This window comes from Paenibacillus typhae (assembly GCF_900099765.1).
GTDB classification, from domain to species: Bacteria; Bacillota; Bacilli; order Paenibacillales; family Paenibacillaceae; genus Paenibacillus_AQ; species Paenibacillus_AQ typhae.
On record NZ_FNDX01000054.1, the window covers coordinates 15,834 to 40,292 of the forward strand.

At 54.0% G+C, this 24,459-nt stretch carries 24 protein-coding genes; 6 read left to right on the forward strand and 18 right to left on the reverse strand.

The annotated features are described in order from the left end of the window. Nucleotides 1–486: 486 nt before the first annotated feature. The 4 genes from BLR64_RS26685 to cobD all read right to left on the reverse strand — a co-directional run bounded on the left by BLR64_RS26685 (nucleotide 487) and on the right by cobD (nucleotide 4,454). Nucleotides 487–1,167 carry a histidine phosphatase family protein gene (locus BLR64_RS26685; RefSeq protein WP_244157861.1) on the reverse strand — a complete coding sequence of 227 codons (681 nt, stop codon included), beginning with the start codon at nucleotides 1,165–1,167 and terminating at the stop codon, nucleotides 487–489. A gap of 5 nt (nucleotides 1,168–1,172) precedes the next feature. Next, nucleotides 1,173–2,132, reverse strand: coding sequence for an adenosylcobinamide-phosphate synthase CbiB (gene cbiB, locus BLR64_RS26690; protein WP_090719346.1), 960 nt, complete (start codon nucleotides 2,130–2,132; stop codon nucleotides 1,173–1,175). Nucleotides 2,133–2,244: 112 nt separating this feature from the next. Continuing rightward, nucleotides 2,245–3,000 carry an adenosylcobinamide amidohydrolase gene (locus BLR64_RS26695; RefSeq protein WP_090719348.1) on the reverse strand — a complete coding sequence of 252 codons (756 nt, stop codon included), beginning with the start codon at nucleotides 2,998–3,000 and terminating at the stop codon, nucleotides 2,245–2,247. Between the two features lie 353 nt (nucleotides 3,001–3,353). Beyond that, on the reverse strand, nucleotides 3,354–4,454 hold the full coding sequence (gene cobD, locus BLR64_RS26700) for a threonine-phosphate decarboxylase CobD (RefSeq protein ID WP_090719350.1): 1,101 nt from the start codon (nucleotides 4,452–4,454) through the stop codon (nucleotides 3,354–3,356). A 266-nt stretch (nucleotides 4,455–4,720) separates the two neighbouring features. Here cobD and lplA point away from each other — a divergent pair, with 266 nt between their 5' ends. Beyond that, nucleotides 4,721–5,722 (forward strand): lipoate--protein ligase, encoded by a 1,002-nt coding sequence (lplA, locus tag BLR64_RS26705; RefSeq protein ID WP_090719352.1) that lies wholly within the window; start codon nucleotides 4,721–4,723, stop codon nucleotides 5,720–5,722. Between the two features lie 88 nt (nucleotides 5,723–5,810). Here lplA and BLR64_RS26710 read toward each other — a convergent pair whose 3' ends face one another. The 3 genes from BLR64_RS26710 to BLR64_RS26720 form a co-directional block, all read right to left on the reverse strand. Continuing rightward, nucleotides 5,811–6,962, reverse strand: coding sequence for an ABC transporter permease (locus BLR64_RS26710; RefSeq protein WP_090719354.1), 1,152 nt, complete (start codon nucleotides 6,960–6,962; stop codon nucleotides 5,811–5,813). Then, complete coding sequence (locus BLR64_RS26715) at nucleotides 6,959–7,909, reverse strand: ABC transporter ATP-binding protein (protein ID WP_090719356.1); 951 nt, start codon at nucleotides 7,907–7,909, stop codon at nucleotides 6,959–6,961. Before BLR64_RS26715 ends, BLR64_RS26710 begins: the two co-directional genes overlap by 4 nt. 158 nt (nucleotides 7,910–8,067) lie before the next feature. Then, entirely contained in the window at nucleotides 8,068–8,784 is a 717-nt protein-coding gene (locus tag BLR64_RS26720) for a metal-dependent hydrolase (protein WP_090719358.1), read from the reverse strand. Between the two features lie 224 nt (nucleotides 8,785–9,008). On the opposite strand from BLR64_RS26720, the gene BLR64_RS26725 reads away from it, so the two are divergent. Together BLR64_RS26725 and BLR64_RS26730 are read left to right on the forward strand one after the other, a co-directional pair. Then, the gene (locus BLR64_RS26725; protein WP_090719360.1) at nucleotides 9,009–9,953 is read left to right on the forward strand and encodes a DMT family transporter; all 945 of its coding nucleotides are present in this window, start codon (nucleotides 9,009–9,011) and stop codon (nucleotides 9,951–9,953) included. A gap of 42 nt (nucleotides 9,954–9,995) precedes the next feature. After that, nucleotides 9,996–10,802 carry a Cof-type HAD-IIB family hydrolase gene (locus BLR64_RS26730; protein ID WP_090719362.1) on the forward strand — a complete coding sequence of 269 codons (807 nt, stop codon included), beginning with the start codon at nucleotides 9,996–9,998 and terminating at the stop codon, nucleotides 10,800–10,802. A 145-nt stretch (nucleotides 10,803–10,947) separates the two neighbouring features. Here BLR64_RS26730 and BLR64_RS26735 read toward each other — a convergent pair whose 3' ends face one another. The 6 genes from BLR64_RS26735 to cysT form a co-directional block, all read right to left on the reverse strand. After that, nucleotides 10,948–11,529, reverse strand: coding sequence for a GNAT family N-acetyltransferase (locus BLR64_RS26735; protein WP_090719364.1), 582 nt, complete (start codon nucleotides 11,527–11,529; stop codon nucleotides 10,948–10,950). Between the two features lie 120 nt (nucleotides 11,530–11,649). Continuing rightward, entirely contained in the window at nucleotides 11,650–12,426 is a 777-nt protein-coding gene (locus BLR64_RS26740) for an MBL fold metallo-hydrolase (RefSeq protein WP_090719366.1), read from the reverse strand. A gap of 195 nt (nucleotides 12,427–12,621) precedes the next feature. Beyond that, on the reverse strand, nucleotides 12,622–13,692 hold the full coding sequence (locus BLR64_RS26745; protein WP_090719368.1) for a sulfate ABC transporter substrate-binding protein: 1,071 nt from the start codon (nucleotides 13,690–13,692) through the stop codon (nucleotides 12,622–12,624). Nucleotides 13,693–13,711: 19 nt separating this feature from the next. Then, nucleotides 13,712–14,776, reverse strand: coding sequence for a sulfate/molybdate ABC transporter ATP-binding protein (locus tag BLR64_RS26750; RefSeq protein WP_090719370.1), 1,065 nt, complete (start codon nucleotides 14,774–14,776; stop codon nucleotides 13,712–13,714). A gap of 2 nt (nucleotides 14,777–14,778) precedes the next feature. After that, nucleotides 14,779–15,576, reverse strand: coding sequence for a sulfate ABC transporter permease subunit (locus tag BLR64_RS26755; RefSeq protein ID WP_090719372.1), 798 nt, complete (start codon nucleotides 15,574–15,576; stop codon nucleotides 14,779–14,781). Continuing rightward, nucleotides 15,573–16,388 (reverse strand): sulfate ABC transporter permease subunit CysT, encoded by an 816-nt coding sequence (cysT, locus tag BLR64_RS26760; RefSeq protein WP_090719373.1) that lies wholly within the window; start codon nucleotides 16,386–16,388, stop codon nucleotides 15,573–15,575. The genes BLR64_RS26755 and cysT overlap by 4 nt, the downstream gene beginning before the upstream one ends. 192 nt (nucleotides 16,389–16,580) lie before the next feature. Between cysT and BLR64_RS26765 the strand changes: the two genes are divergently transcribed. Continuing rightward, nucleotides 16,581–16,982 (forward strand): secondary thiamine-phosphate synthase enzyme YjbQ, encoded by a 402-nt coding sequence (locus BLR64_RS26765; protein ID WP_090719375.1) that lies wholly within the window; start codon nucleotides 16,581–16,583, stop codon nucleotides 16,980–16,982. A gap of 140 nt (nucleotides 16,983–17,122) precedes the next feature. Here the strand turns inward: BLR64_RS26765 and BLR64_RS26770 are convergent, their stop codons facing one another. From BLR64_RS26770 to BLR64_RS26780, 3 genes are all read right to left on the reverse strand, one after another. Beyond that, on the reverse strand, nucleotides 17,123–17,704 hold the full coding sequence (locus BLR64_RS26770) for a TetR/AcrR family transcriptional regulator (protein ID WP_090719377.1): 582 nt from the start codon (nucleotides 17,702–17,704) through the stop codon (nucleotides 17,123–17,125). 3 nt (nucleotides 17,705–17,707) lie between these two features. Then, nucleotides 17,708–18,340 carry a YigZ family protein gene (locus tag BLR64_RS26775; protein WP_042173638.1) on the reverse strand — a complete coding sequence of 211 codons (633 nt, stop codon included), beginning with the start codon at nucleotides 18,338–18,340 and terminating at the stop codon, nucleotides 17,708–17,710. Nucleotides 18,341–18,465: 125 nt separating this feature from the next. Beyond that, a complete protein-coding gene (locus tag BLR64_RS26780; RefSeq protein WP_090719379.1) occupies nucleotides 18,466–19,821 on the reverse strand; it encodes a glucose-6-phosphate isomerase in 1,356 nt (451 codons plus the stop codon). 296 nt (nucleotides 19,822–20,117) lie between these two features. On the opposite strand from BLR64_RS26780, the gene BLR64_RS26785 reads away from it, so the two are divergent. Next, nucleotides 20,118–21,023 carry an NAD(P)-dependent oxidoreductase gene (locus BLR64_RS26785; RefSeq protein ID WP_090719381.1) on the forward strand — a complete coding sequence of 302 codons (906 nt, stop codon included), beginning with the start codon at nucleotides 20,118–20,120 and terminating at the stop codon, nucleotides 21,021–21,023. Between the two features lie 112 nt (nucleotides 21,024–21,135). Here BLR64_RS26785 and BLR64_RS26790 read toward each other — a convergent pair whose 3' ends face one another. Next, nucleotides 21,136–22,662 (reverse strand): M14 family metallopeptidase, encoded by a 1,527-nt coding sequence (locus BLR64_RS26790; RefSeq protein ID WP_090719383.1) that lies wholly within the window; start codon nucleotides 22,660–22,662, stop codon nucleotides 21,136–21,138. Nucleotides 22,663–22,874: 212 nt separating this feature from the next. On the opposite strand from BLR64_RS26790, the gene BLR64_RS26795 reads away from it, so the two are divergent. Further along, entirely contained in the window at nucleotides 22,875–23,150 is a 276-nt protein-coding gene (locus BLR64_RS26795; RefSeq protein WP_279615493.1) for a GNAT family N-acetyltransferase, read from the forward strand. Here BLR64_RS26795 and BLR64_RS26800 read toward each other — a convergent pair. Continuing rightward, nucleotides 23,143–23,970 carry an alpha/beta fold hydrolase gene (locus BLR64_RS26800; protein ID WP_090719387.1) on the reverse strand — a complete coding sequence of 276 codons (828 nt, stop codon included), beginning with the start codon at nucleotides 23,968–23,970 and terminating at the stop codon, nucleotides 23,143–23,145. The two genes, BLR64_RS26795 and BLR64_RS26800, sit on opposite strands and share 8 nt — an antisense overlap. Between the last annotated feature and the right edge of the window lie 489 nt (nucleotides 23,971–24,459).

The following is a 24,459-nucleotide window of genomic DNA, read 5'->3' on the forward strand; positions in this document are numbered from 1 at the left end:
GGGCTTTTTTTAACCTTACAAACAGTCTAACGGACTCAGATGACCTTATCTGCACCAATTCGCCCCCCGGTATAACCTAACGGTCTCAAATGACCTTATTTAGCGCCAAAACACACCTCCGAGGTCATATGACGGTAAATAGCGGCTGCTGAGACCGTTTAGATCAGAAATACCCGCTAAATCCAGCAAGTAACACCTCCTGGGTCCGTTAGCGGAGCCGGGGCCGTAATGAAAACGGGCGGACCAGCGCCCCAATCCAAGGAGCAACGCTGGCCCGCCTGATTTTTTAAATATAGTTACTTAATGAAGGAGCAACACTGTTCTGCCGGACTTTTGCGACATAATCCAATGAATAGCTACAATGCTCCGTTTAGCCTTTTTGCGAAAAATCATCTAACAAAGTTTCGTCACTGCTCCGCCTGGATACACAAACGGCTCCGCCGTCCTGATCAGGATGGCGGAGCCGTTTGTGCAAGCAGGTCTATTTTACTGCAGCTGAATTACCGTTGCCGTTCCCGGAGGGGGAGCGATCCCGGTGCGGAACGTAACTCCCGGCTGTATCTTGGCCAGCAGGTGGCGGATTACGCCGCCGTGTGTGACAATCAGCACGCGCAGCTTCTTCCGTTCATGCCCAAGGATGACGGGTGCGCTGCTGCTTGTCTGCCCGTCACCTCTTTGCTGGTCAGGGCAGCAGATTGTTGACAGCCCGGCCTCCTGCAGCAGGTCTGTCAGGAACTGCTCCAGCCGGGCTGCAAAAGCTGCCCAGGCTTCCCCGCCCGGCGGCGTAACCGCCGCCGGATCATCAATCCAGCTTCTGTACAGCAGATTATCACTGAGCTGCTCATAGGTGCAGCCCTCCCATTCCCCGAAGGACATCTCCCGCAGACGCGGGTCATACACAGCTTGGTCTTCCAGCCAAGGCACTGCTGCGGCCAGCGTCTCCCGGCAGCGCAGCAGATCGCTGCAGTATATCCGCCAGAAGTCTCCGGTTAGCTCCGGCAGCTCCCTGTGTGCAGCCAGCCCGTCCCGTTCCTCAGGCAGCAGGGGCAGGTCACTGCTTCCGAGATAGCGGCGCTCCTTATTCCATTGTGTGTGTCCATGACGGAGTAGTACCAGCTCTAACGGAGGCGTGCCGTGTGATTTTTCCTGTCTCAGGTTATTCAACACACCCCTCAGCCTCCGTTCCATAAGAAGGCTGCTGCTGCACATAGGACCACAAATATAGCGGACGACAGCAGCATTAGCCTGGAAGTGACAATAATATCATCCGGCTCCAGACTGCGCAGAGGCTCGCCCATGTAAGCACGGAACGAGGCTACGCCGTGATAGACGTTCACCCCGCCCAGGCGGATGCCCAGCGCTCCGGCCACTGCCGATTCCGGGTAGCCGCTGTTGGGACTGGGATGCAGGCGGGCATCACGCCGCACCATCTGCCAGCATCTGCGCCAATCCAGCCGCAGCAGCCATGCAGAGAGGGTCAAGAGCAGCGCAGTGATGCGCGCCGGTATGTAATTGGCAACGTCATCTAACCGGGCAGAGGCCCAGCCGAGATTAATGTATTTATCATTTTTATAGCCGACCATGGAATCCAGTGTGTTAACAGCGCGGTAAGCCATTGCCAGCGGAGCACCGCCAAGCAGCGCGTACAGCAGCGGAGAGATGATTGCATCGACAATGTTCTCGGCCACCGTCTCTACCGTGCCACGCACAATTTCCGGACTGTCCAGCTGCGCCGTATCACGGCCGACGATCATGCCGAGCGCAAGTCTGGCCGCCGGAAGATCTCCCTTCTTAAGCTCCGCATAGACCGCCATCCCGGCATCCTTCAGCCCTTTCGAGGCGATGGTTGTAGAGATTAGCCAGGCTTCAGCCGCCAGCGCCAGCCAAGGCGAAATCTGCGACAGCAGCCAGAGCAGCACGGCTGTCACCAGCCAGCTGCCCCCTGCTACCAGCAGGGGCAACAGGACTCCGGCACGCTTCAGGCTGCGCGGCTTGCGGACAAAACGGCGGATTGCCCGCTCCAGTGCGCTAATCGCTTTTCCCATAAGTACAACCGGGTGAGGCAGGCTGCGGGGATCGCCGATAAGGCGGTCCAGTACATACGCGGCAAGCAGCACGATTGCAACCGTCATAGGCAAGTCCTCCATGGCTGGCATAGTGCTGTGCTTATTTGTTGGGCTCGTCTTGTCTGGCCCATCACAGCGTCCATTTGCCGGTTATTAAACATCCGGCGCAGATAAATGCTCATTCGCCGTTCTTCCTTGCCTGCTCCTGGACAGCACGCACCGAGCGGAGGCTGCCCGTTACCGCTGCATACACCAGCCTGCCAATCGCTCCGCCAAGATCAGTCGCTGTACCGGCGTACACATGCTCCGCCCCGTAGCGGCGGCTGCCGCTGACTGCCAGCACGATTGCATCTGTCGTCGTGCCTGTGGCGGTCAGCCCGTTCTCGGGATCGGTGATGCCGAGATCTGCCAGAGCAGCGGCCTTGGCTTCGGTTGCCGTAATGACGGCGTTCACCATCGCCGATGGAGTCAGCAGACCGTCTATGCCAAGCATAATATTGATCGTTCCCGGGCGGTAAGCCTTCAGCACACTCCGCTCCACCCCGGCACGGGCCGCATTGCCCGCAGCTGCAGTCACGCAGCAAAAGATCCCCGCCGAGCCGGTATCCTCCTCGGCAACCGCAGCATGCTCCAGCGGCACCGCCGTCATCAGGCCCGCGCAGCCCTCCTGCGGGTAACCCCACTCTGCCAGCTTGTTCTCCATATCGCGCACCGGATTGCTGCACTCATAGTCTCGGCTGACGTACTGGTTCACAGCCCGCTTCAACCGGTTCATTCCTCCCCCGTACACTGCACTGGAAATACTGTCGGCCTCAGCCGGAAACTCCAGCAGCAGATGCTCCTCTTTCCATTCCAGCACCAGCCCCGGCCACACACTGGAATGGTATGTCCGCGCCCCGCCCGCGAGCTCAAAGGGAGTCTTCACTTCTGCCATACCTAGTCACGCCCTCTACTATTACTTTAGGTTACTTTCAAACTCTAATTACTTTATTAACTCTACATACTCTACCTCGGCTGCCTCAAACATTAATTGGATTTTTGACACCTAATTCCTTCATTTCTCCGCAATTTCAATGATTAGTTGGAAAAACCTCACCTATTTCGGTCCTGAATTCTCATTACGGGCAAAATTGGCAGATTTAAGTGACCTTTTTCCATCTAGTTTCTTCCTGCCGGTAGCTGGCCCCGAAATAGATAACGAAATTCCACTTAGTTGAATTGAATTGCTCAGCGGAGCATGTTTCATCCCTAGAAGTTACCTGCCTCCTGCCAAACTAGGTACCAGGCTCATTCCCCCGCCAAAACCGCCCCCAGCTCCCGCAGCAGCCGGGCGTTATCAGCCGGCCCCTTGACGGCCACGCGGATATGGCCGGCGGCCAGGCCCGGGTACATCGCGCAGCTGCGCACGAGGATGCCCCGGCGGCCAAGCTGCTCCTGCGCGGCCGCAGCTGTCCACCCTTCCGGCAGCTCCGCCAGCAGGAAGTTCGCTTCGCCCGGCGGCACGCTGCAGCCGAGCCGCCGCAATCCCGCCCGCAGCAGCTCCCGCTCTGCTGCGATCAGCTCACGCGTGCGCGCGGCATATCCGCGCCCGCTGCGCAGGCACGCTTCCCCGGCCAGCTGCGCCAGGCCGTTCACGCTCCAGGTCACCTGCTTGCCGCTCATCCTCGCGGCAAGCTCCGGGGCTGCTATGGTGAAGCCCAGCCGCAGCCCCGGAATGGCAAAAAACTTCGTCATCGAGCGGATCAGCACCGTCTGACGGAACCCGGCCAGCTCCGGCAGCAGCGATTGCCGCCGCTCCTCCGGGATGAAGTCGATGAACGCTTCATCCACGGCAAGCAAGGTCCCGCAGGCCTCTGCCTTGCGGGCCAGAAGCCGCAGGTCGTCCAGCGCATACTGGACGCCGTTGGGGTTGTTCGGCTGGCCGAGGAACAGCAGATCGACCTGCTCCAGCAGTCCGGCGATTTCTTCCGCATCCGCCCGGTATTCCTGCTCCGCCGTCCCCTGTACCGTGAGCACCTCCGCGCCGAACTGCTCCGCCAGCTGGCGGTACTCGGAGAAGCAGGGCTCGACGATCCCCACGCGGCGCGGGGCTGCAGCCAGCAGCAGCAGCGCCATGGACTCGGCAGCCCCGTTGCCCACAGTAATCCATTCCGTGCTGACACCCAGCTCGGCGGCCAGCAGTGCTTTTAACCGGCGGTGCCCCGGATCTGGATAAGCGGTGACGGCTGCCGCAGCATCCTGCAGCAGCTCCAGCACGGCAGGCGGCGGGCCAAGCGGATTAATATTAGCGCTGAAGTCAATAAAAGCGATGTCCCTGCCCCCGCCGCCTCCTCCGTAAAGCTCAGCTGCGGTCAGCAAATCGCCGCCGTGGCCATATTTTTCAAGCATCGTTACACTCCCTCTGTTTGTCTCGTATTGAGTTACCCATTGCCCCAATTATTGCCTTCCCGCAGAAGCGCGTCAATGATGGATGTAGGACTGTTTTGCCAATGTAACCGGCTTTCACAAATCGCTCCTGCTCTTGGCCCCCTTCCAGCTCCCAATCCGCTCAACATCGCCTAATAAACTGATATACACTTTCTATTTTGTGAAATGCAAGCTTTTAGTTTAGAATAAATGCAGTAGTTAACCATGTACAGGCGGAGGAATTCACTATGCTCTTTATTGATAACACCGGCATTACAGACGCTTCGATCAACCTGGCCATTGAGGAGTTCGCGCTCAAAAACCTCCCGATGGACGACAGCTACCTGCTCTTTTATATCAACAGCCCGTCCATCATCATCGGCAAGCACCAGAATACAATCGAAGAGATTAATCAGGAATATGTAAAAGAAAACAACATCCAGGTCGTGCGCCGGCTCTCCGGCGGGGGAGCAGTATACCATGACCTTGGCAATCTGAATTTCAGCTTCATCACCAAGGATGACGGCGAATCGTTCCACAACTTCCTCAAATTCACCCAGCCGGTCATCGACTATCTGCAGTCCATGGGAGTCAACGCTGAGCTGAGCGGACGCAACGACCTGCAGGTCGGCGAGCGCAAAATCTCCGGCAACGCCCAGTTCTCCACCCGCGGACGGATGTTCAGCCATGGCACCCTGATGTTCGACCTGAACCTCGATGATGTACAAGCTTCCCTGAACGTGAACCCGGAGAAGTTCAAATCCAAGAGCACCAAGTCCGTGCGCAGCCGGGTTGCCAACATCAAAGAACTGCTGGGCACAGACATGACGATCGAGGAGTTCCGCGACGGGCTGCTGCGCTCGATCTTCGGCATGGAGCCTTCCGAGGTTCCGCAGTACAAGCTGACGATGGATGACTGGGTCCGCATTAACGAAATTTCCAAGGAGCACTACCAGAACTGGGACTGGAACTACGGCCTGTCGCCGAAGAGCAATGTGAAGCACACCCGCAAATTCCCGGCCGGCCTGGTCGATATCCGTATGGACATTGAGGATTCCTACATTAAAGACATCAAAATCTACGGCGATTTCTTCGGCGTAGGTGACGTAGCGGATGTAGAAAATGCGCTGCGAGGCAAGCGTTATGAGAATGCAGAGGTCAGAGAGGCGCTGTCCGGGCTTGATCTGAAGCATTATTTTGGACGGATTGAGCCTGAGGACTTTATCGGACTGGTGTTTTTGGAAGAATAGCCGTTCTGGAATACCTTTTATTCGCAGGCAAAATAGAACCAGCCAATTCCGGGCACCCGGGGTCGGCTGGTTTTTTAATGGAATCCGCTTATGCCTTGGAAAGTCTGCGTTTCCTGTACAGAAGGAGTCCTGCCGCAAAATAAACCATGGTAAGCAGGGTGATCATAATAAGCTCCCTTCCCACATCCGGCAGTCCCGCTCCATCATTCAGAATTTGATTAAAGGCACTTGCAGTATGCGTAAGCGGCAGCAGATCTGTCATGCCAAGAGCGCGCCCGTGTACAGTAATGAGATTCAGCTCCGGAAGGGGAAACAGGCTGCCCGAAAAAAACATCAGTATAAAAAACGGAAAGCAGCCGACCGTCAGCACATCAAACACCGTGTTCAAAAAGCTGGCCACAATCAGGCTCACAGCAACCATGGACATACTCGACAGCACCCCGACAACCAGAACGGCGCCAAAATGCCCTTCCGGTTCATAACCTAATCCAAGGGCCGTCCAGTATGACAGAACAACCGCACCGGAGGCAACAGCCGCCTGGGTAATGCAGATTCCGCCCAGAAAGTTAAAAGCGCCAAGCCGGCTGAGCTTGAGCCTAAGCAGTGTTTTGTTGTCATTTTCTTTAACAATAGAGGCTGAAGCCGTGAACAGAACCATGAGTACAGCAAGGGAGATCAGCCCCGGGACGTAGCTTTCAAATTCGTTTAGGGGCTGCTTTTTCTCAACAAAGGTTTCCTGTATAACGGCCGGAAGCGTGATCTCTGCTGCGCACATTCCCTGCCTGTTCACCTGCTCGGCCGCCCACACTGCTGCCACAGGATACCTCACATTCCCCATACTTCCATAAAAGCTTACCTGCGCCTGTACCTCGCTGACCTTCATTCCTTTAGCCTTAGACGCAAGTGCTGCTGAATAGTCCTCCGGAATGACCAGGCCGATATCGATTTCCTTTTCCTTTACCTTAGCCTGCAGCTCATCTCGATTTGGAAAGCTTCTTACATTAAATACCGGAGACCCGCCCGCCTGCCCATCCATCTGCTCCAGACTGCTGATAAGCTGAGCCGACCCACGCCCCTCATCCAGATTCAGTACGCCCAGCTTATAGGTAACTGCGTCTCCCCCGTAAAAAAAGGACATCAGCAGCAGAAAAAACGGCGAGAACAGCAGCACCATGGCGAGCATTTTCCAGTCCCGGATACTCTCCCTGACGGACTTGTTAACCGCTGCCGCAAGCTTCATTCCCGCAGCCCCCTTCCGGTTAATGCAATGAACGCATCCTCAAGCGTCCGTTTGCGGATCGTCATATCCAGAGTCTGGATTTGGTGAGCCTTTAGCCTCTGCTGCACCTTCGGAATCCATTCAAGAACGCTTCCTCCGCCAAGGAGGAACATTCCATCGGTGTAGGTTTTTTCTGTACATTCCGGCGGCATCGTCTGCAGAACCTTCTCAGCCAGCTCCCTGCTGATTCCGGTCACCCGGAGCTGCAAAAGCTCTCCCGTGCCCGCCTTGGCCTTCAGCCTGGCAGGGATGTCGAGCAGCAGTATTTTTCCGTGATCGATAATGGCTACCCTGTCCGACAGCCTGTCAGCTTCATCCATGTCATGTGTGGTAAGGATTACCGTCTTATCCCGGGCCAGTCCTCTGATGAAGTCACGCACCAGAATTCTGCTCTGCGGGTCCAGTCCCGCCTGCGGCTCATCCAGAATGATCAGCGGCGGATCGTGGACAAGCGCCAACGCGATATTCAGTCTCCGCTGCATCCCGCCTGAGAGCGTCCGGCCGAGCTTGTTTCTTTTGTTCCACAGGCCCAGTGCGTGCAGCAGAATTTCTGCCCGGTTGCCCGCTGCCCTGGAAGAGAGTCCGTAGGCGATGCCTGCAAAACGCAGCTGCTCCAGGCAGGTCAGCAGCTCCCAGATGACAATCTCCTGCGGACATAGTCCGAGCATCGGCTTAATCCGCTCATAGCTGCCGGAGGTCATTGGTATGCCATTGACATGAATCCGGCCTGAGTCCGCTTTTAGCAGCCCGCACAGCATCCTGATCGTAGTTGTTTTGCCGGCTCCGTTGGGCCCCAGCAAGCCGAATACTTCCCCTTTGTGCACTGTGAAGCTTATGTTGTCCACGGCGGACACCGTCCCATACTGCTTGCTCAGACCCGTCACTCCCAGAACCGACTCATTCTCCATGCAGCACCTCTTATTCCATATATTGCAAAATGGTTATATGACCAATTTATCAGAGCTTTTGCGCAGAGGCAGTGAGCTACCGCTCATCGCCCATGCCAAAAAAGCTCCCCGCTGCAGACAGCGGAGAGCCTTATCCTGCCCTTCCGGGCGCCCTACGTTTAGGAGGGGGTAATAACGAACACATAGACAACCAGCAGCAGGGTGAGCACAATGCATACCTTCTCCACACCGCTGCCCTTCTTCGTGCCGGTGCTCATCAGCTTCAGACGAAGCTTGAAGGGCAGCGGCGGCAGCGGGGTAATCCCGCGCTGGGTCAGCGAGTCGGCCAGCAGATGCAGCGCATACGACAGGCCTCCGGCAATCCACAGGCTGCCGCCGTCATTCATGCCGAGGGAGACAAAATACAGCAGCGCCCCCCAGCCGGCCACCGCATACAGGGTATGCGTGATTCCCCGGTGCGGAACAACAGAGGCTACCACGAGTATACAGGCGGCGATGTAGTTCCACGGATCATAATCGTCGGCGAACGCAAACAGCGCCAGAGCGATTAGCAGCATAACCAGCTGCCGCAGCCTTCTGCCCGGAAGGAACGATACACTGCCCACGAGCAGTGCCAGCACGATATGCCATGGCGGTTCAGCGATGCCGGCAAAGTACAGATAAATCGCCGCGCCGATCAACGCCACCTGCAGCAGCCTCAACGCCGATTCCGGCACAGCACTGCGCACCAGCAGCGAATTCGGCTCATCAATATCAGGCAGCAGGGAGCTGACCGCCGCCACAGCAACTGCCGGAATCGTGATTTCGTAACCGAGCAGATTCATCACAGAGAGCGTAATCCCGGTGCTGATAATAAAATGGGATTTGCCCATCATCTTTGAAACCGCCCCTTTCTAAGCTGTCAAAAACAAGAACAAATGTACGGTTACCAAAGTATACTAAGAGAGCGTTTTTTTGTCCAGCCTGCAGTTGCATTATGCGTGTCTAAAGCCTCTATCCGCTGGGCTTCCGTATAGTTTTGGCTTGTCCTCCCCTGTGTTTTAGGATACAATTTGGACAACTTGATACGTTTTCTGTATTTCATGAAAGGATGACGATTGTGAGCCGCTCGCGAATCGCTGATCTCAGCCTGCTGCTTGTAGCGCTGATGTGGGGCTGTACCTTCCTGATCGTCCAGCACGCAGTCAGGGTACTGCCGCCGCTTGCCTTCAACAGCATCCGGTTCACAGGCGCCGCCCTGCTGCTGGCGCTGATTACGGCTGTCTTTTACCGTCATGAATGGAAACAGCTGAACTGGCGTATGGTTATGCATGCCCTGCTGTTGGGTCTTTTTCTGTTCATGGGCTACGGTCTGCAGACGATGGGACTGCTGTACACAAGCACCTCCAATACCGGGTTCATTACCGGCTTATCCGTCGTGATTGTCCCCTTCCTGTCGCTTGCGCTGCTGAAGCACTCCATCTCCCGCTACACATGGCTTAGTGCAGCTATTGCCGTTTCAGGACTGTATCTGCTGACCTTCACCGGCTCGGCATTTTCGCTTGGGCTGGGCGACAGCCTGGTTTTGCTCTGCGCAGTCGCTTTTGCCCTGCAGATTGCCTATACGGGCGTGTATGCACCGCGCTATCCGGCATTGCCGCTGGCAACGCTGCAGCTCGCTGTTGTCGGGCTTCTCAGCATCATTGCCTCGCTGATTGTTGACGGCAGCGGCCCGCTGCTGCAGAGCCGGGAGCTGGTCAGGGAGCCCGATGTGCTGTGGGCGCTGCTGATCTCCATCGGGCCGACCAGCGCGTTTGCCTTCTGGATTCAAACCGCCTGCCAGAAATACACCACACCGTCCCGGGTGGCCATTATCTACGCGATGGAGCCGGTGTTCGCCGCTTTTACCGGACTTGTCTTTGGCGGTGAGAAGCTAGGGCTTTCCGCCGGGCTTGGCTGCCTGCTCATCCTTGCTGCGATGCTTACTGCCGAGCTGAGTCCCGTGCCTGACAAGGACGGACGCTCAGAAGAGAACGCCGTTCCTTTAGCTTCATCAGACGGATAATTTCATTTATACTAGTACAATAACCTTTAGGAGAGAACCCGAATGTACAAACTGATTGCAATCGACATCGACGACACATTAATTAATGATGACAAGGAAGTAACCCCTGCCACCCAGACCGCGCTGGAGCAGGCTGTCGCTGCAGGTGTGGTAGTAACTCTGGCCACCGGCCGTGCTTATGCTTCCGCTCAGGCTATTGCCCGCCAGACCGGCCTCAACGTGCCGATCATCACTTATCAGGGTGCCCTGGTCAAGAACCTGATGGACGAAAAGGTGCTCTACGAGCGTTATGTACCGCAGGATGCTGTACGCAAGCTTTTCCAGTATTGTGTGGAGCATGATCTGCACCTTCAGACTTATATTGATGACAAGCTGTATGCGCGTGAAGAGAACCAGAAGCTGATTGAATATTCCCAGCTGAACCGGACCCAATACTTCATTGAACCGGACTGGGAGAACAAGCTTGTTCCTCAGAAGACCCCAAAAATGCTGATCATCGACGACCCGGCCTACCTGGACGAGCTGTCCCCGATCCTGCGTGAGCTGCTGGGCAATTCCGTTCACATTACCAAGTCCAAGCCCCACTTCCTCGAAATCATGCACAGTGAAGGCACCAAGGGCATCGCGCTTGAGTTCCTGGCAGGCCACTTCGGCTGTGAGCTGTCCGAAACGATCGCTGTCGGCGATTCCTGGAATGACCATGAGATGCTCGAAGCGGCCGGTCTTGGTGTCGCTATGGCCAATGCCATTCCTGCGCTCAAGGAAATTGCCGATTTCGTCACCCTCAGCAACAATGAAGACGGCGTGAAGTATGCGATCGACAAGTTTATTTTGAAGACAGTAGAATAGTTTTTATATGTATAGCAAAAGGGTGCGCTGCCGCCGGTTTTCAACCAACCGGCGCAGCGCACCCTTCTTTATTGATTGCCATCCTCTTATACGGCCGATCTGGGTAATACACAACTCCCACGTCGTCTCGTACGTCCGTTTAAGCCTAAAATTCCGATCCGCGTACCTTCGCATACACTTTGCTGTCATGCAGCTCTCCGTCAAAGCCGCGCATGCTGAGCCGCAGAACTCCATCCAGCTTATAACCGGCACGCTCTGCTACGGCGGCGCTTTTGGCATTGCGTCCGCTGCAGCGGATTTCTATCCGGTTAGCTTCAAGCTCTTGGATGGCGAAATTCGTAATGGCATTCACCGCCTCCGTCATGTACCCTTTTCCGGAGCAGGAGGTTCTGATCCAGTAGCCCAGTTCAAAAGAACGGATACCCCAGTCGATATGGTGAAGTCCGCTGCAGCCTACGAACGTTCCGTCAGTCTTGTTATAGATGCCCATGTGCATGTTAGTACGCTTCAAGTAATTGATCCGCGCTTCCCGGACGAAAATTTCACTTTCCTCAGGCGGCTGCGGCTTTTGGGCGAAGATCATCCACGGCTGCAGCTCATTCAGACTCTCCATGATTGCCGCGTTCATCTCCGCCCCGTCGCCCCATTGCGCAGCCCGGATCAGCAGCCGCTCCGTCTCAATGCTTTCAGGAATATCAAGCAAAATGGGAATTACCGGTTCAGACATATTGTTAGCCTCCTATTTGTCTAATTAAATCTCCTTTCCGGCATTATATTTGGAAAACCTTTTTCTGGAAGTGATAAATCTTATGTGCGGCAGCCTGCCTCTTCCAGCCGTCCAGCCACTCTACCCCCGATCCAGCGTAAGCCTCATTCCCGTAACCGCCAGAGTAACGCCCTCCGGCAATATGTAATCCTTGCGGATGTCCACATCATGCGACATATGCGTATAGACGGTACGGGCCGGCTGGACCACCTTCAGCAGCTCTGCCGCTTCCGTCATATCATACACGGAGCGGGTGGAGAGCTCAGCCGCTTCATAATAGAAGCTGGTGCCCAGCACCAGCAGGTCGGCTCCGTGCATCGGAGCGTACTCCTCCTGTCCGAGTGAGATGGAGTCAGAGCAATACACCCACGTATACCCAGCCTTCTCCAGCTTGTATGCGTAAGAATAGCCGTTCTTACCGTGATTCACCCGCCAGGTGCTGATCTGCCAGCCGTCGAGCTCGATCCCGTCATCGCAGGGAATCATGTCTATGTGTCCGCTCAGCCACGGGTACTGCCGCTGAATAATCGGAATTACCTCAGCCGGAGCATACAGCTCTCCCCGGTGACCCATCCAGCGGCAGGCATCCGCCCATTCCGGAAGCCCGCCGATATGGTCAAAATGGGCATGGGTAATCAGCAGCCTGCGCATGCTGCGCAGCCCCTGCTGCTCCATCTGCCGCCGCCAGTCCGGCCCGCAGTCAATCGCAAAGAAATCACTGCCGTTATCTATAAGCACGGATGAGCGGAGCCGGGCATTCTGCCCGCCTGTTCTCGCCTCCATGCAGGTCTCACAGCTGCAGTACACCCGGGGGACGCCCATTGCGTCACCTGTCCCCAAAAACACCAACGTATCCATTCGCACTCGCTCCTCCAGTTCAAACAGCTAAGATTAGTAACCCTCATTATAGTACATATCGCAGTTCATCTCATCCAGTCTCTCCACTACGCCCCGTTTTCCGCATTAAAAAAGCCGCCCTCCAGCTCTGGAGGAACGGCCCCGCTTATCCATATGTCCGCTTCTTGCAGCTGCCGCCGGCCCGCAAACCAGCTGCTAAATCCCCGCCAGCACCTGATACCAGACGCCGCGCCTCGAATACAATGTCTCCCGGACTTCTGTCCAGCCGCCGAGATAATCGATGCCGAACAGCCCGGCCGGAACCGGATAACGGCTCTCATTGGCGGCATACACCTGCTCGTTCACCGGTCGGAAGCCGTGCTCGGCGAATACCTCCTGCGCAGCAGGTGTCGTCAGATAATCGACCAGCGCCTCGGCAGCTTCCCGCGTGCCGCGCTCATCCACATATTTGTCCACGACAGCCGCCGGATTCTCAATCAGAATCGTATCCTCCGGTATGATCACTTCGTATTTGACACCCTTGGCGATCCGCGCCAGCAGCTCATTCTCATACGTAACGATGACATCGCCTACCCCGTACTCAAAAGCCGCCATCGAGGCCCGCCCGCTTTTATCCAAAGATTCCACATTGGCGTGTACCCGCTCCAGAAAAGCTTTTGCAGCCGCAGGGTCCTTCACTCCGGTCTGCGCCTCGGACATCTTCAGTCCCGCACCATAGATCGCGTTAATATCCCACTGCGCTCCACCGGAGGTTTTCGGATTGGGATAGAGCACCTTCACACCCGGCTTCGTCAGATCGGCGAAATCCTTAATCCCCTTCGGGTTACCTTCACGTGTTCCCAGCGCCACCACTGAACGGGTAATCGTGCCGTCCGCACCGTGCTCTTTCCAGGTATCCGCAACCAGTCCCGCTTTGACCAGCTTCTCAACATCCCCCTCCAGCGCAAGCAGGGTCACATCCGCTTCGAAGCCGCCGGCAATCGCTCTGGCCTGCGTTCCCGATGCTTCGTAGGACTCCTGAAAAACAATCGTCTGGCCGGTCTTGGCCTTCCAGTCCGCTGCAAACAGGGGCAGAATGTCGCCCATTGCATCCTTGACCACGCTGTAGGCTCCGATCACCAGGGTCAAATCGCCCTGCTGGGGAGCCGCTTCACCATCGTTTGATGCTTCACTGTTACCGCAGCCGGCCAGTGCCAGTGCGAGCAATGCCAGCATTAGGGCTGCCAGCCATCCGTGCAGTTGTCTGCTCCTTTTGTGAACCCTCATACCGGCACACATCCTTTACTTAGATAAACACAGGCATCGGATCTTCCTTCAGCCCGTTTTCCTGAATCCAGCTGCGCTCGTCATTGAACAGGTAGGCACGGTGGACCAGCACGGAGATTTCCTGACCCGGTGTAAGCGTCTCTTTCTCAAGCGACCGGTACGTCACCAGCTTATGTCCGTTCACCTCTACCTCCACCAGCCATTCGCTGCCGCGGAAATGCAGATGCTTCACGATGCCCTGCTCAGTGGCTGAGGCCATTTTGAACTCATGCAGATGGCCTACCTCGATATACTCCGGACGGATCAGCGCCTTGGTCGGCTTCCCGCCGCCCGCATTCTTGAAGCCTTTCAGCTCGCTCGTGCTCTCGATCAGTGTCGATTCACCGATAAAGGTTGCCACAAACGGCGTCTTTGGCTCTTTGTAAATATCCCACGGGGTGCCCTTCTGCTCCAGACGCCCCTGATTGATGATCATAATCTCATCCGCTACCTCAATCGCCTCATCCTGGTCATGCGTCACGAAGATTGAAGTAATGCCGACACGTTCGATCAGCTCGCGCAGCCAGGAACGCAGCTCCTGGCGGATCTTCGCGTCGATTGCGGCGAACGGCTCATCCAGCAGCAGCAGCTGCGGCTCAGGCGCAAGCGCCCGGGCAAAAGCCACACGCTGGCGCTGCCCGCCGGACAGCTGATGCGGATAACGCTTCTCGAACCCCTTGAGTCCGGTAAGCTCAACGAGCTCTGTAACCCGGTCACGGATCGTATTCTTGTTCGCTTTCTTGACCTTCAGACCAAAAGCAATATTTTCATAGACAGTCATGTGTTTAAAGAGCGCATAGTTCTGGAACACAAAGCCGATTTCACGCTCTTGCGGCGGAAGGTTGTTAACCGTTTTGCCATGAAAAACAATTTCACCGCTGTCCGGTGTCTCCAGTCCTGCCAGCATGCGCAGAATCGAGGTTTTGCCGCCGCCGCTTGGGCCGAGCAGTCCGATCAGATGACCTTTGGTAATGCCGAAATTGACGTCCTTCACGGCGTGAAAATCTCCAAAATGCTTATTTAGTCCCCGAACTTCTACATGCATCTCTAATGCACACCCTTTCGTCTCTTACTCCATTCCATCAGCAGCAGCAGACCTGCGGAGAAAGCCGCCAGCACCAAAGCCACACCGCCCGCAGCGGTCACATTAAAGTTCTCTACATCCTGATAGACCAGCGTCGTCGCGGTCTGAGTCTTGTTCATAATGTTGCCCGATACAACGAGCACGGCGCCGAATTCCCCCAATGAGCGGGCCACCGTCAGGATCACGCCATAGATGACCGCCCAGCGGATTGAAGGCCATGTCACCTTCCAGAAGGTTGTCCAGCCGTACGCCCCGAGCGTCGAAGCGGCCTCCTCCTGCTGTGAACCGATCTCCTGCAGCACCGGCATCACCTCACGGACCATCAGCGGGAAGGTCACGAACAATGTCGCAATGACCATTCCGGGAAAAGCATAAACAATATTGACCCCAATCTGTTCAAAAAGCGCACCCAGCGCGCTGTCCGGACCGAGCAGCAGGACAATCATCAGCCCGCCGATAACCGGCGATACGGCATACGGCAGATCGACAATGCTGTTCAGCAGGCCCTTCAGCCGCTTGCCCAGCCAGTTCGCCCGCACCAGATAGAGGGCCAGCATAATACCGAACAAGGTATTCAGCAGCGTAACCACCACTACCACGAATCCGGTCATCATCAACGCGTGCAGCGCCTCAGGTCTCGAAAGTGATGCCCAGAATCCGCTAAGCCCATTGCTGAACGCCTCTGTCGCCATTTTACCCAGCGGAGCGGCAATCAGCAGAATGAAAACAAGATAAGTAAGGATAATCCATAGTTTTCTCATGATCTTCTCCCCCGCATCTGCAGCAAATTAATCAGCCAGAGGATGAGGAAGGACAAGGTCAGCAGAATGACCGACACCGCGGCGGCACCGACTGGATTATCACTTTCCACTTCACCGAAAATAAAGACCGAGGACACCAGCGTCCGTCCCGGAATATTGCCGGCTACCAGCACGACTGCACCGAATTCAGCGAGCGCCCGCGAGAAGGCCAGCATACCGCCGCTGATCATTCCCGGTGCCATTGAGGGCAGAATCACCTGCCGGAATACCCGGCTGCTCTTGGCGCCCATCGTATACGCGGCTTCCTCCTCGGAAGGGTCAAGCTCCTCCAGCAGCGGCTGTACCGCCCGGATGACGAACGGGAACGTTACGAAGATCATCGCAATGACAATCGCCGGCTGATGGAATACAATTTCGAAGCCGAGCTTCTCCGCCAGTCCGCCGATCAGACTCCCCGGGCCCAGCAGGAGCAGAATCATCAGACCCCCGACCGCCGTTGGCAAGGCAAAGGGCAGATCAACCAGACTGTTCAGCAGTGCTTTTCCGGGGAACCGGTAACGGATCAATACCCAGGCAATCATCGTACCCAGCAGAACATTAATGACAGTGGCGATAACCGCCAGCTTCAGTGTTAACAGGACCGATTTCCAGGCAATCGGGTCGCTTACACTTTCGATAAAGGTGCTGAAGCCCAGCGAAAAGGAATTGTAATATACTCCCAGTATCGGCAAAACAATCAGCACGACAAAATACAGCAGAATCGTTGTGCGGAATCCCCAGGTCCAGCCCTTGTGTCTAAGCAGCGAATTCAAATTAGAAGTCCCCCCACCTCCGGATATCCGGTCGGTATAGTAGCCATTAAGCCCAGCATTATTCCTATTAATATACTTGGTATTATAATTATCATTACTTTACCAAAGCCGCTTGTGTCCGTCAATTACTTTCGTTCAATTTGGGGTAAACTATAGTATATTTTATTTATAGTACAGGGAGGGGATAGCATTATGTTACATACTATCGAGATTTCGACCAGCAAACGGGACGAATTGCGTGATATTACCCGTGAAGTTATTTCCTATGTAAAAAAGAGCGGAGTGCAAAACGGTATTGCTGTGGTCTACTGCCCGCATACCACTGCAGGAATCGCCATTAACGAAAATGCCGATCCGGATGTTAAGCACGACGTGCTGATGAGGCTGGATGAGGTGTATCCCTGGGAGCATCCGAAATACCGCCATGCGGAAGGTAATACTGCCTCCCATCTGAAATCGATAACAGCCGGTCCGTCCCAAAGCATCATCATTCATGAGGGCACACTGCTGCTCGGCCGCTGGCAGGGGATATATTTCTGCGAGTTCGACGGGCCCAGACACCGCCAGTATTATGTAAAAATTATTGAGGGATAGCATTAAGAATTAAAAATACGGCTCCGCCATTCCAGGGCGGAGCCGCCTCTATATAATATATAGTTTCTATAACACTTTCACTATGCAAAGTTATACCAATGCACAGCTCTAAAGCGGCAAGCCCTAAAAAAGATGTCAGCCTACAAACTGCGGCTAAGTACCTTTATATGGGTAAGGGCGGCCTGTTTTACATCATCAAACGACACTTTATCCTGGATATAATAAGAAATAAATCCGTGCGCGGACAAAAATAATGTTAGCGGAACACTTTGCCAATCCCCGGAAACATAGCCTTCTTCCTTCATATGCCGGCGTACGATGCCGGCGAATAACTCAAAACATCGCCCCTGTTCTGCCCGGCAATAAGCCAGAAGCTCTTCGTCCCGGATCATGAACATAATCTCATACTGATGCGGATGATCCAGTCCAAAACGGATAAATTCCATTACCAGCTGTTCCACCCGGGTCATGCCGGGTTCAGGCGGATTATTCATTGCCTCACTGAGCAGACCTGCTACATGATTGAAGTCTTCAACCACAATCGCGTAGAACAGCTCCGCTTTTTCCTTGAAATGATAATAGAGCGAACCATGGCTGTACCCCAGATGCTGTCCGATGCTGCGCATTGAAATTGCACGGTATCCTTTGGTGATGAACAGATGCCTGGCCGCCTCCAGAATTCTCTCTCTTGACAACTCCCGCTCCACTGCTCTTCTTGCCATAATCTATTCCCCTTCGCTGAAGTAAAGCCGCCGCCCTTCTGTAACCAGCGCTTGCCCCTGGGTAAGATCCGTTATCCATGCTACAAAAGCGTCACCTTCATCATTTCGCGGCAGACACAGCAGCGTCACTGTATCCGTAAAGGAAGTTTCACCTGTTTTGGTGCCTTTGGCACGCAGCTCATTCTCAACCTTGCCCAGCCACGTATAATCGATCTGTACGAAGACCTCACGCCTCAGCACCCGGGTTATGACTTCTCCAGCCTCAAGCGCCAGCACAGCGCCGTCAGCATAGGCCCGGATCAGTCCGCCTGCACCCAGCATAATGCCTCCGAAATAACGGGTAACGACGATTGCCACATTTTTAACTTGTTGGTTGCGGATTACTTCCAAAATCGGTTTCCCGGCCGTTCCACTCGGTTCCCCGTCATCTGACTGTCTTTGAATCTCATCTCTTTCGCCAATCATGTAAGCAGAGCAGTTATGCGTCGCATTGCGGTGCTGCTTCTTGATGTCCTCGATAAATTGCATAGCCTCTTCTTCATTGTCCACCGGCATGACATGGCCGATAAACCGCGACTTACGAATTACGACTTCCCGGGACCCGGGAGAACGCACCGTCCGATATTGTTCAAGCATCCTTAATCCAGTCCTTACCTGTATTTATTAACTTGATATAGTTTAGGAGCAGCCCCGGTATGGTTAACCTATGGACTGCTCCCAGTTACTACATTTGTATGAAAGATCTGCGGTGTGCTGTAGTTCTATTCAGTAAGTCTGGCTTCCAGCTCGGCTTTTTCTTTTTCGTAGCCCGGTTTGCCCAGCAGTGCGAACATGTTCTTCTTGTATGCTTCCACACCCGGCTGGTCGAACGGATTAACGCCCAGCAGGTATCCGCTGATCCCGCAGGCTTTTTCAAAGAAGTAAACCAGATAACCGAAAGTATATGGAGTTTGATCCGGAATGGTTATAACCAGGTTCGGCACTTGTCCGTCTGTGTGTGCCAGCAGTGTTCCCTGGAAAGCCTTCTTGTTGACAAAATCAACCGTTTCACCGGCCAGGAAGTTCAATCCGTCAAGATCGTCAGCATCGCTTTCGAGCGTAATGTGATGACGAACCTGCTCAACCTGGATAACCGTTTCGAAGATGTTGCGGTTGCCCTCCTGAATGAACTGTCCCATGGAGTGAAGATCTGTAGAGAAGTCAACAGAAGAAGGATAGATTCCCTTGTAGTCCTTGCCTTCGCTTTCGCCGTACAGCTGTTTCCACCATTCGGAGACAAAGTGCAGGGAAGGCTCGTAGTTGACCAGAATTTCTGTCGTTTTGCCTTTGCGGTACAAAGCGTTGCGCACTGCAGCATATTGATAGCTCTGGTTGGTAGCTACATCCGGATTGTTGAACTCATCGGCTGCGGCTGCGGCACCCTGCATCATTTCTTCAATGTCAATGCCTGCTACAGCAATCGGCAGAAGTCCTACAGGTGTCAGTACGGAATAACGTCCGCCTACATCATCAGGGATGATGAACGACTCGTAGCCTTCTTCAGTAGCCAGCTTCTTGAGTGCGCCCTTCTCCTTGTCTGTTGTAGCATAGATGCGTTTGCGTGCTTCTTCCTTGCCGTATTTCTTCTCCAGCGCTGCGCGGAAAATGCGGAACGCGATTGCCGGTTCAGTGGTTGTCCCGGATTTGGAGATTACGTTAACGGAGAAGTCCTTGCCTTCAACCAGGTCAAGCAGGTGCGTGATGTATGTAGAGCTGATGTTATTACCTGCAAAGTATACTTCCGGAGTCTTGCGCTGATCCTTAGGCAGATTATTGTAGAAGGAGTGAGTAAGTGCTTCAATCGCAGCACGTGCTCCCAGATACGAACCGCCGATACCGATAACGATCAGGACATCGGAATCATTCTGGATCTTCTTGGCTGCCTCTTGAATACGGGCGAATTCTTCCTTGTCATATGCGGTCGGGAGATCAATCCAGCCCAGGAAATCGGAGCCGGCCCCAGTTTTGTTATGCAGTTGCTCATGGGCTAGTTTAATCGGAGCAGCAAAGTAGTCAATTTCATGCTGGTTAAAGAAGGACAGCGCTTTACTGTAGTCAAAATTAATCTTTTTGGACATCGGTTATGGTAACCTCCTGTTTATCTCTTTGGATTTGACACCGTTTGTTACAACTTTATAATCTAGGATACTTTAATTTGCCTTGACTGGCAAGGTCTTAGGGCACAGCGCCGGCTTTTAGAATATGTTTTTGAGAGTTACATGAAAGCGTTTGCTGATCATACATGCTCTGCTATCCCGGTGGAACAACCCTATGTGCCGTGATAGAATGGTTAAAACACAGCTGGAGCAACGAACCGGCGACAAGCCGCTTCTCCTCCGGCAGCGAAAACCTAAAGAGTGAAGGCGGAGATGGAATGAAACAGATCGGCTTTATCGGACTCGGAACCATGGGGGCTCCCATGGCGGAAAATCTGCTGAAAGGCGGATATCCAGTTACGGTATACAACCGTACGGCGGCAAAATGCAAGCCTTTAGAGGAAGCAGGCGCTGCTGTTGCAGCTACCCCCCAGGCTGCAGCACAGGACAAGGATGTTATTATTACCATGATCAGCAACGACGATTCGATCCGTGAGGTTTTTTACGGAGAGAGCGGCATTCTGGCCGTGCTCAAGCCGGGAGCGGTAATCATCGACTCCAGCACCATTTCTCCGGGACTGGTCAAAGAAGTCGCAGCAGCCGTGGAAGAACGCGGCGGCAGCTTCCTTGATGCGCCTGTAACCGGCAGCAAGCCTGCAGCGATCGAGGGTACGCTTGTATTCATGGTCGGCGGCGAAGCCAGCGTTATTGAAGCACACCGTGACCTGTTTGATACGATGGGCCGCCTGCTGCTGTATATGGGTGAGAACGGCAGCGGCGCCGTGGCCAAGCTGGCCCACAATACCATGGTCGGCATTCATAACGTGGCCCTTGCCGAAGGGTTCTCCATCGCCGTGAAAAACGGCGTTCCGGCTGACAAGTTCCTGGAGCTGGTCCAGAACGGCTCCGCAGGCAGCAAGCAGGCTGAGCTGAAGGGCCGCAAGATCATTGAGAATGACTTCAGCAACCAGTTCTCGCTTGCGCTAATGCTGAAGGATCTCAAGCTCGCATCGGCACTCAGCGATTCCACAGGTGTACCTGCACCGATGCTTGGACTGGCAAAAAGCATGTTCCAGGCCGGATATACCCAAGGCCACGGTGACGAGGATCTGTCCGCAGTGGTGAAGACCTACGAAGCATGGATCGGCCGCAAAATCGGGGCAGATAATACTGCCCGGGAGTAGGCTGCGGCATAGATTTATTTTATTAAAAAGGTGTTCACTCAGCCGTCAGAGGGTTGTGGAACACCTTTTTTTTGCGCCGCTGCCCATCCAATCAGCAGTAATTTGAAAAAATTTATATCTCCGGGCTGCTCACCGGCTCCCTCATCATTTCTCCTGCACCTTCATTTTGAGTTTCCGCTTCCTCTCCTTCATTCGCCACAGGCCATCGCAGCTCGGCCATCCGGCCGTCAATCCACCAGCTTCCTCCAGGAGTATGTGCCAGCAGCCAGCTGCCCGCTCTGCCGGATACCTGAACCGTCTGCGGTTCAAGGAATGTCACTTTAGGAGCATATCTGTCCGGGTATTGATAGGCCGGGACGTTTACCTTTAATTCAGCTGTAGCCGCAATCTCCTCCACCACAGCAAGCTTTCCGGGAGAGGGATGAATCCAGCCGGTGCCTTCTGCCGCCTGTACCTGATACCAGTCACCCTTTTTGGATATCACTTGCAGTCTTTGCGGCTGTATGCTGATACTTCCGGACAAAGCCCCTATTTTGGAGTAGAACCCGGTTTCAGCAAGTACATCCATGGACTGCTGGAGATACTGGACCTTCTGCTTATTCAGCCATAAGGAATGGGACTGCTGCGCAGAATAGAGTCCCACTGCCCGGTTATCATTCCATACGTTCCCGAACTGGCTTAACGGAACATTGCTCTCACCGGCATATCTGGCAATTTCAATGGTAAAGCCGGGCCGGCCGAACTCCTGGATGAACCAGTCCTTATATCCTCCGCCGGAAGGATTTTTCTCAGGAGATACGAGAGCATATCCGGTCATATGGCTAAGAGTCCGGGCTATCGCCTGATCTCTGGCTACATTGCTGCTGAGGGTATTAAAATGCCAAAATATGATTTCTCCGGAGCTATGGTAGGAAATCGTCACCTCCGGATCGATCCGGAAGGTGAAATCCATCATCAGCTGCACCTCCGGCGCCTGTGCGGGTCTTTGCCCCTTATAATTCTGGTACCACGGGTATGAACCAGCATTCCTGATCGCACTCCAGTTCGCCGGATACTGGCGGTTGAGGTCGATGCCCTGCATGTTTGCCTTCCAGCGGGTAAAGTTAGTGCTGTTGCCGTTGTAACGCCGCAGAGTCTGGGCCAGCTCCGGTGTAAGACCTGCCGTCCCCTGCTGGGACAATGCCACCCCGTCGGGATTCACCATCGGAACTATCCAGATACTCACTTCATCCAAAAGCCGGCGCACGCTGTACTCAGAGATGGTTGTATTGTTAACATAGGCCTGGGCGTATGTATCAATCATTTTCATTAATACGGTAGTTGTCATCCATTCTCTGGCATGATGGGAGCCGTTCAGGAACAGTACCGATTCTCCTCTGCCCAGCTTCACAGCCCAAAGCTGCCGTCCATAGGGACTCTGCCCCAATGTCTCCATAGACACCAGATCCGGATAGGCCTTCACTAACCGTTCAATATCTCTTTGCATAATAGTGTAAGAATAAATTTGGTTGGGATTCACAACAGCAGCCGATGCAGAAGCCCCTGACGGTTTTATTGATAATAAGAGGACCAGCAGCATACAACTCCACAAGCCCAGCCGAACCTTATGTACCCGCCTGTACTTCCCCGAACGTATCATTTTTACGCCTCCTACTATTCTATGTACTCTAGCAGCTAGTGGAAGTATAAGAGAATGATAGTGTGTCGTCAATATTCAACATTTTTCTGCGAAAATTTCAACAATGCCGGCGGGCAGGTATAACGAAGGACATTCGCGAATTCCTTAATCCTGTAGATTATTCATAATATTTCAAGGAGGGATTATAAGAATGCTTAGTAGAGGATAACATCATCGGGGGCATGATTGTCTTCTCTTCTCCAGAAGCAGGGGAATGTCACCTGGGACGCATTTTTATTGATCCGCTGCACCAGAACCATGGCTACGGGCAAGAATCATTCCGGTTCCTGTTTCAAACCTATCCCGCTGTCCGTAAATGGACGCTGGACACCCCTTCCTGGGCACTCAGAAACCACTACTTCTATGAGAAGCTGGGCTTCATACGTACAGGAAAAATTACAGGTGAGGTAAACGGCGAAGTCATTATCGAGTATGAACGGGTCAAGTAAGCATACCGTCACCGGTTCTGTTCAGCCACTCCTTTACCATAGCTCCTAAAAGCTCCTCCTGCTCCATATGCAGATTGTGCCCAGCACGGTCCAGGACAGCAAAGGTGGCATGCGGGTATAAATCCAGCAGTCTCCAGGCATCCCTGTACCCTGTCATGGAATCCTGTCTTCCGGTCAGAATGAGGCTCGGTTTAAGAAACGGGGCCATCCTGTCAGCATCAAAGCTAAACGGATATTTGCCTGCCGCCTTGATCCGCTCCATGAATCCGCTATCTGCCAGCTGCAAGGCGCTCACAATCTCACGGTTATAACGCTCCCAGGCAGTCCTGGTCTGCACTACAGCAATAGATGTGAATTCGTCCCGCTCTGCTTCACTTAATTCCTCAAGTAATTCCTTGTCATAGACTGCAGCCTGATGCTGCGGCAGCTCTCTGTCACGCATCTCTGCAATAACACAAGGACATAAAAGAAATAAACCTTCGATAAAATCTGCGTAATTTCTGAGCAGCCCTCTTGCAAGATAGCCCCCGTACGACTGGCCGACCAGAAGAAAACGTTCACCGGGTAGCAGTGCCTCAATCATCATCTCCACAGCCCGCAGCATATCGTCTGAAGACCGAATCCAGTCTGCCGCCGGCGTTCGGCCCATACCCGGTAAATCCACATAGATCCGCCGGTACTGCTGGCCTGGTGAGAATAACGGCTCCAGGCACCCCATCATCATCCGGTGGTCCGGCCCATTTCCATGCAGAATCAGAATAGGCTGCCCTTCTCCTGCTTCCTCATAGTTAAACGTTATGTAATCATTAGAGTACAGCAAAGCGATCAGCTCCCTGAAACAAGTATTATGTAATAGAAACAGTAACTGTCCTGTCACAAAACAAGAACATCAGTTCCTGTTTAATATACCAAATACCATTATTTTGGACAAGGCTTATTTTCCACGCCTCTGCTCGCTAGAGTAAAGGGCTGAATAAATTCAGCCCCTCCTCATCAAACCGTACGTGAGGTTTTCCCTCATACGGCTTTCCGATGTTCGTCATTCATGGGCATGCAGCATTCTGGCCTTGGCCCATGACCTAGTTTCCCCTGTCGAGTTCTTGAGTGTTTTCTTGCGTGTCGTTAGCCGCTTTGGGCATTCACGGACTCGTACCTCTTGGTGAAACATGAACAAAGCAGGGCTCCTTCCCTCCCTAAGGTTATGTTGTCCTTAGGTTCCTTGGTACTATGAGCCCCTCGGACTCCCTTCCCACAGACGATTCACTTCGTCTTCTGGACTTATAGAACGTCTCTTTACGGGTTTCTAAAA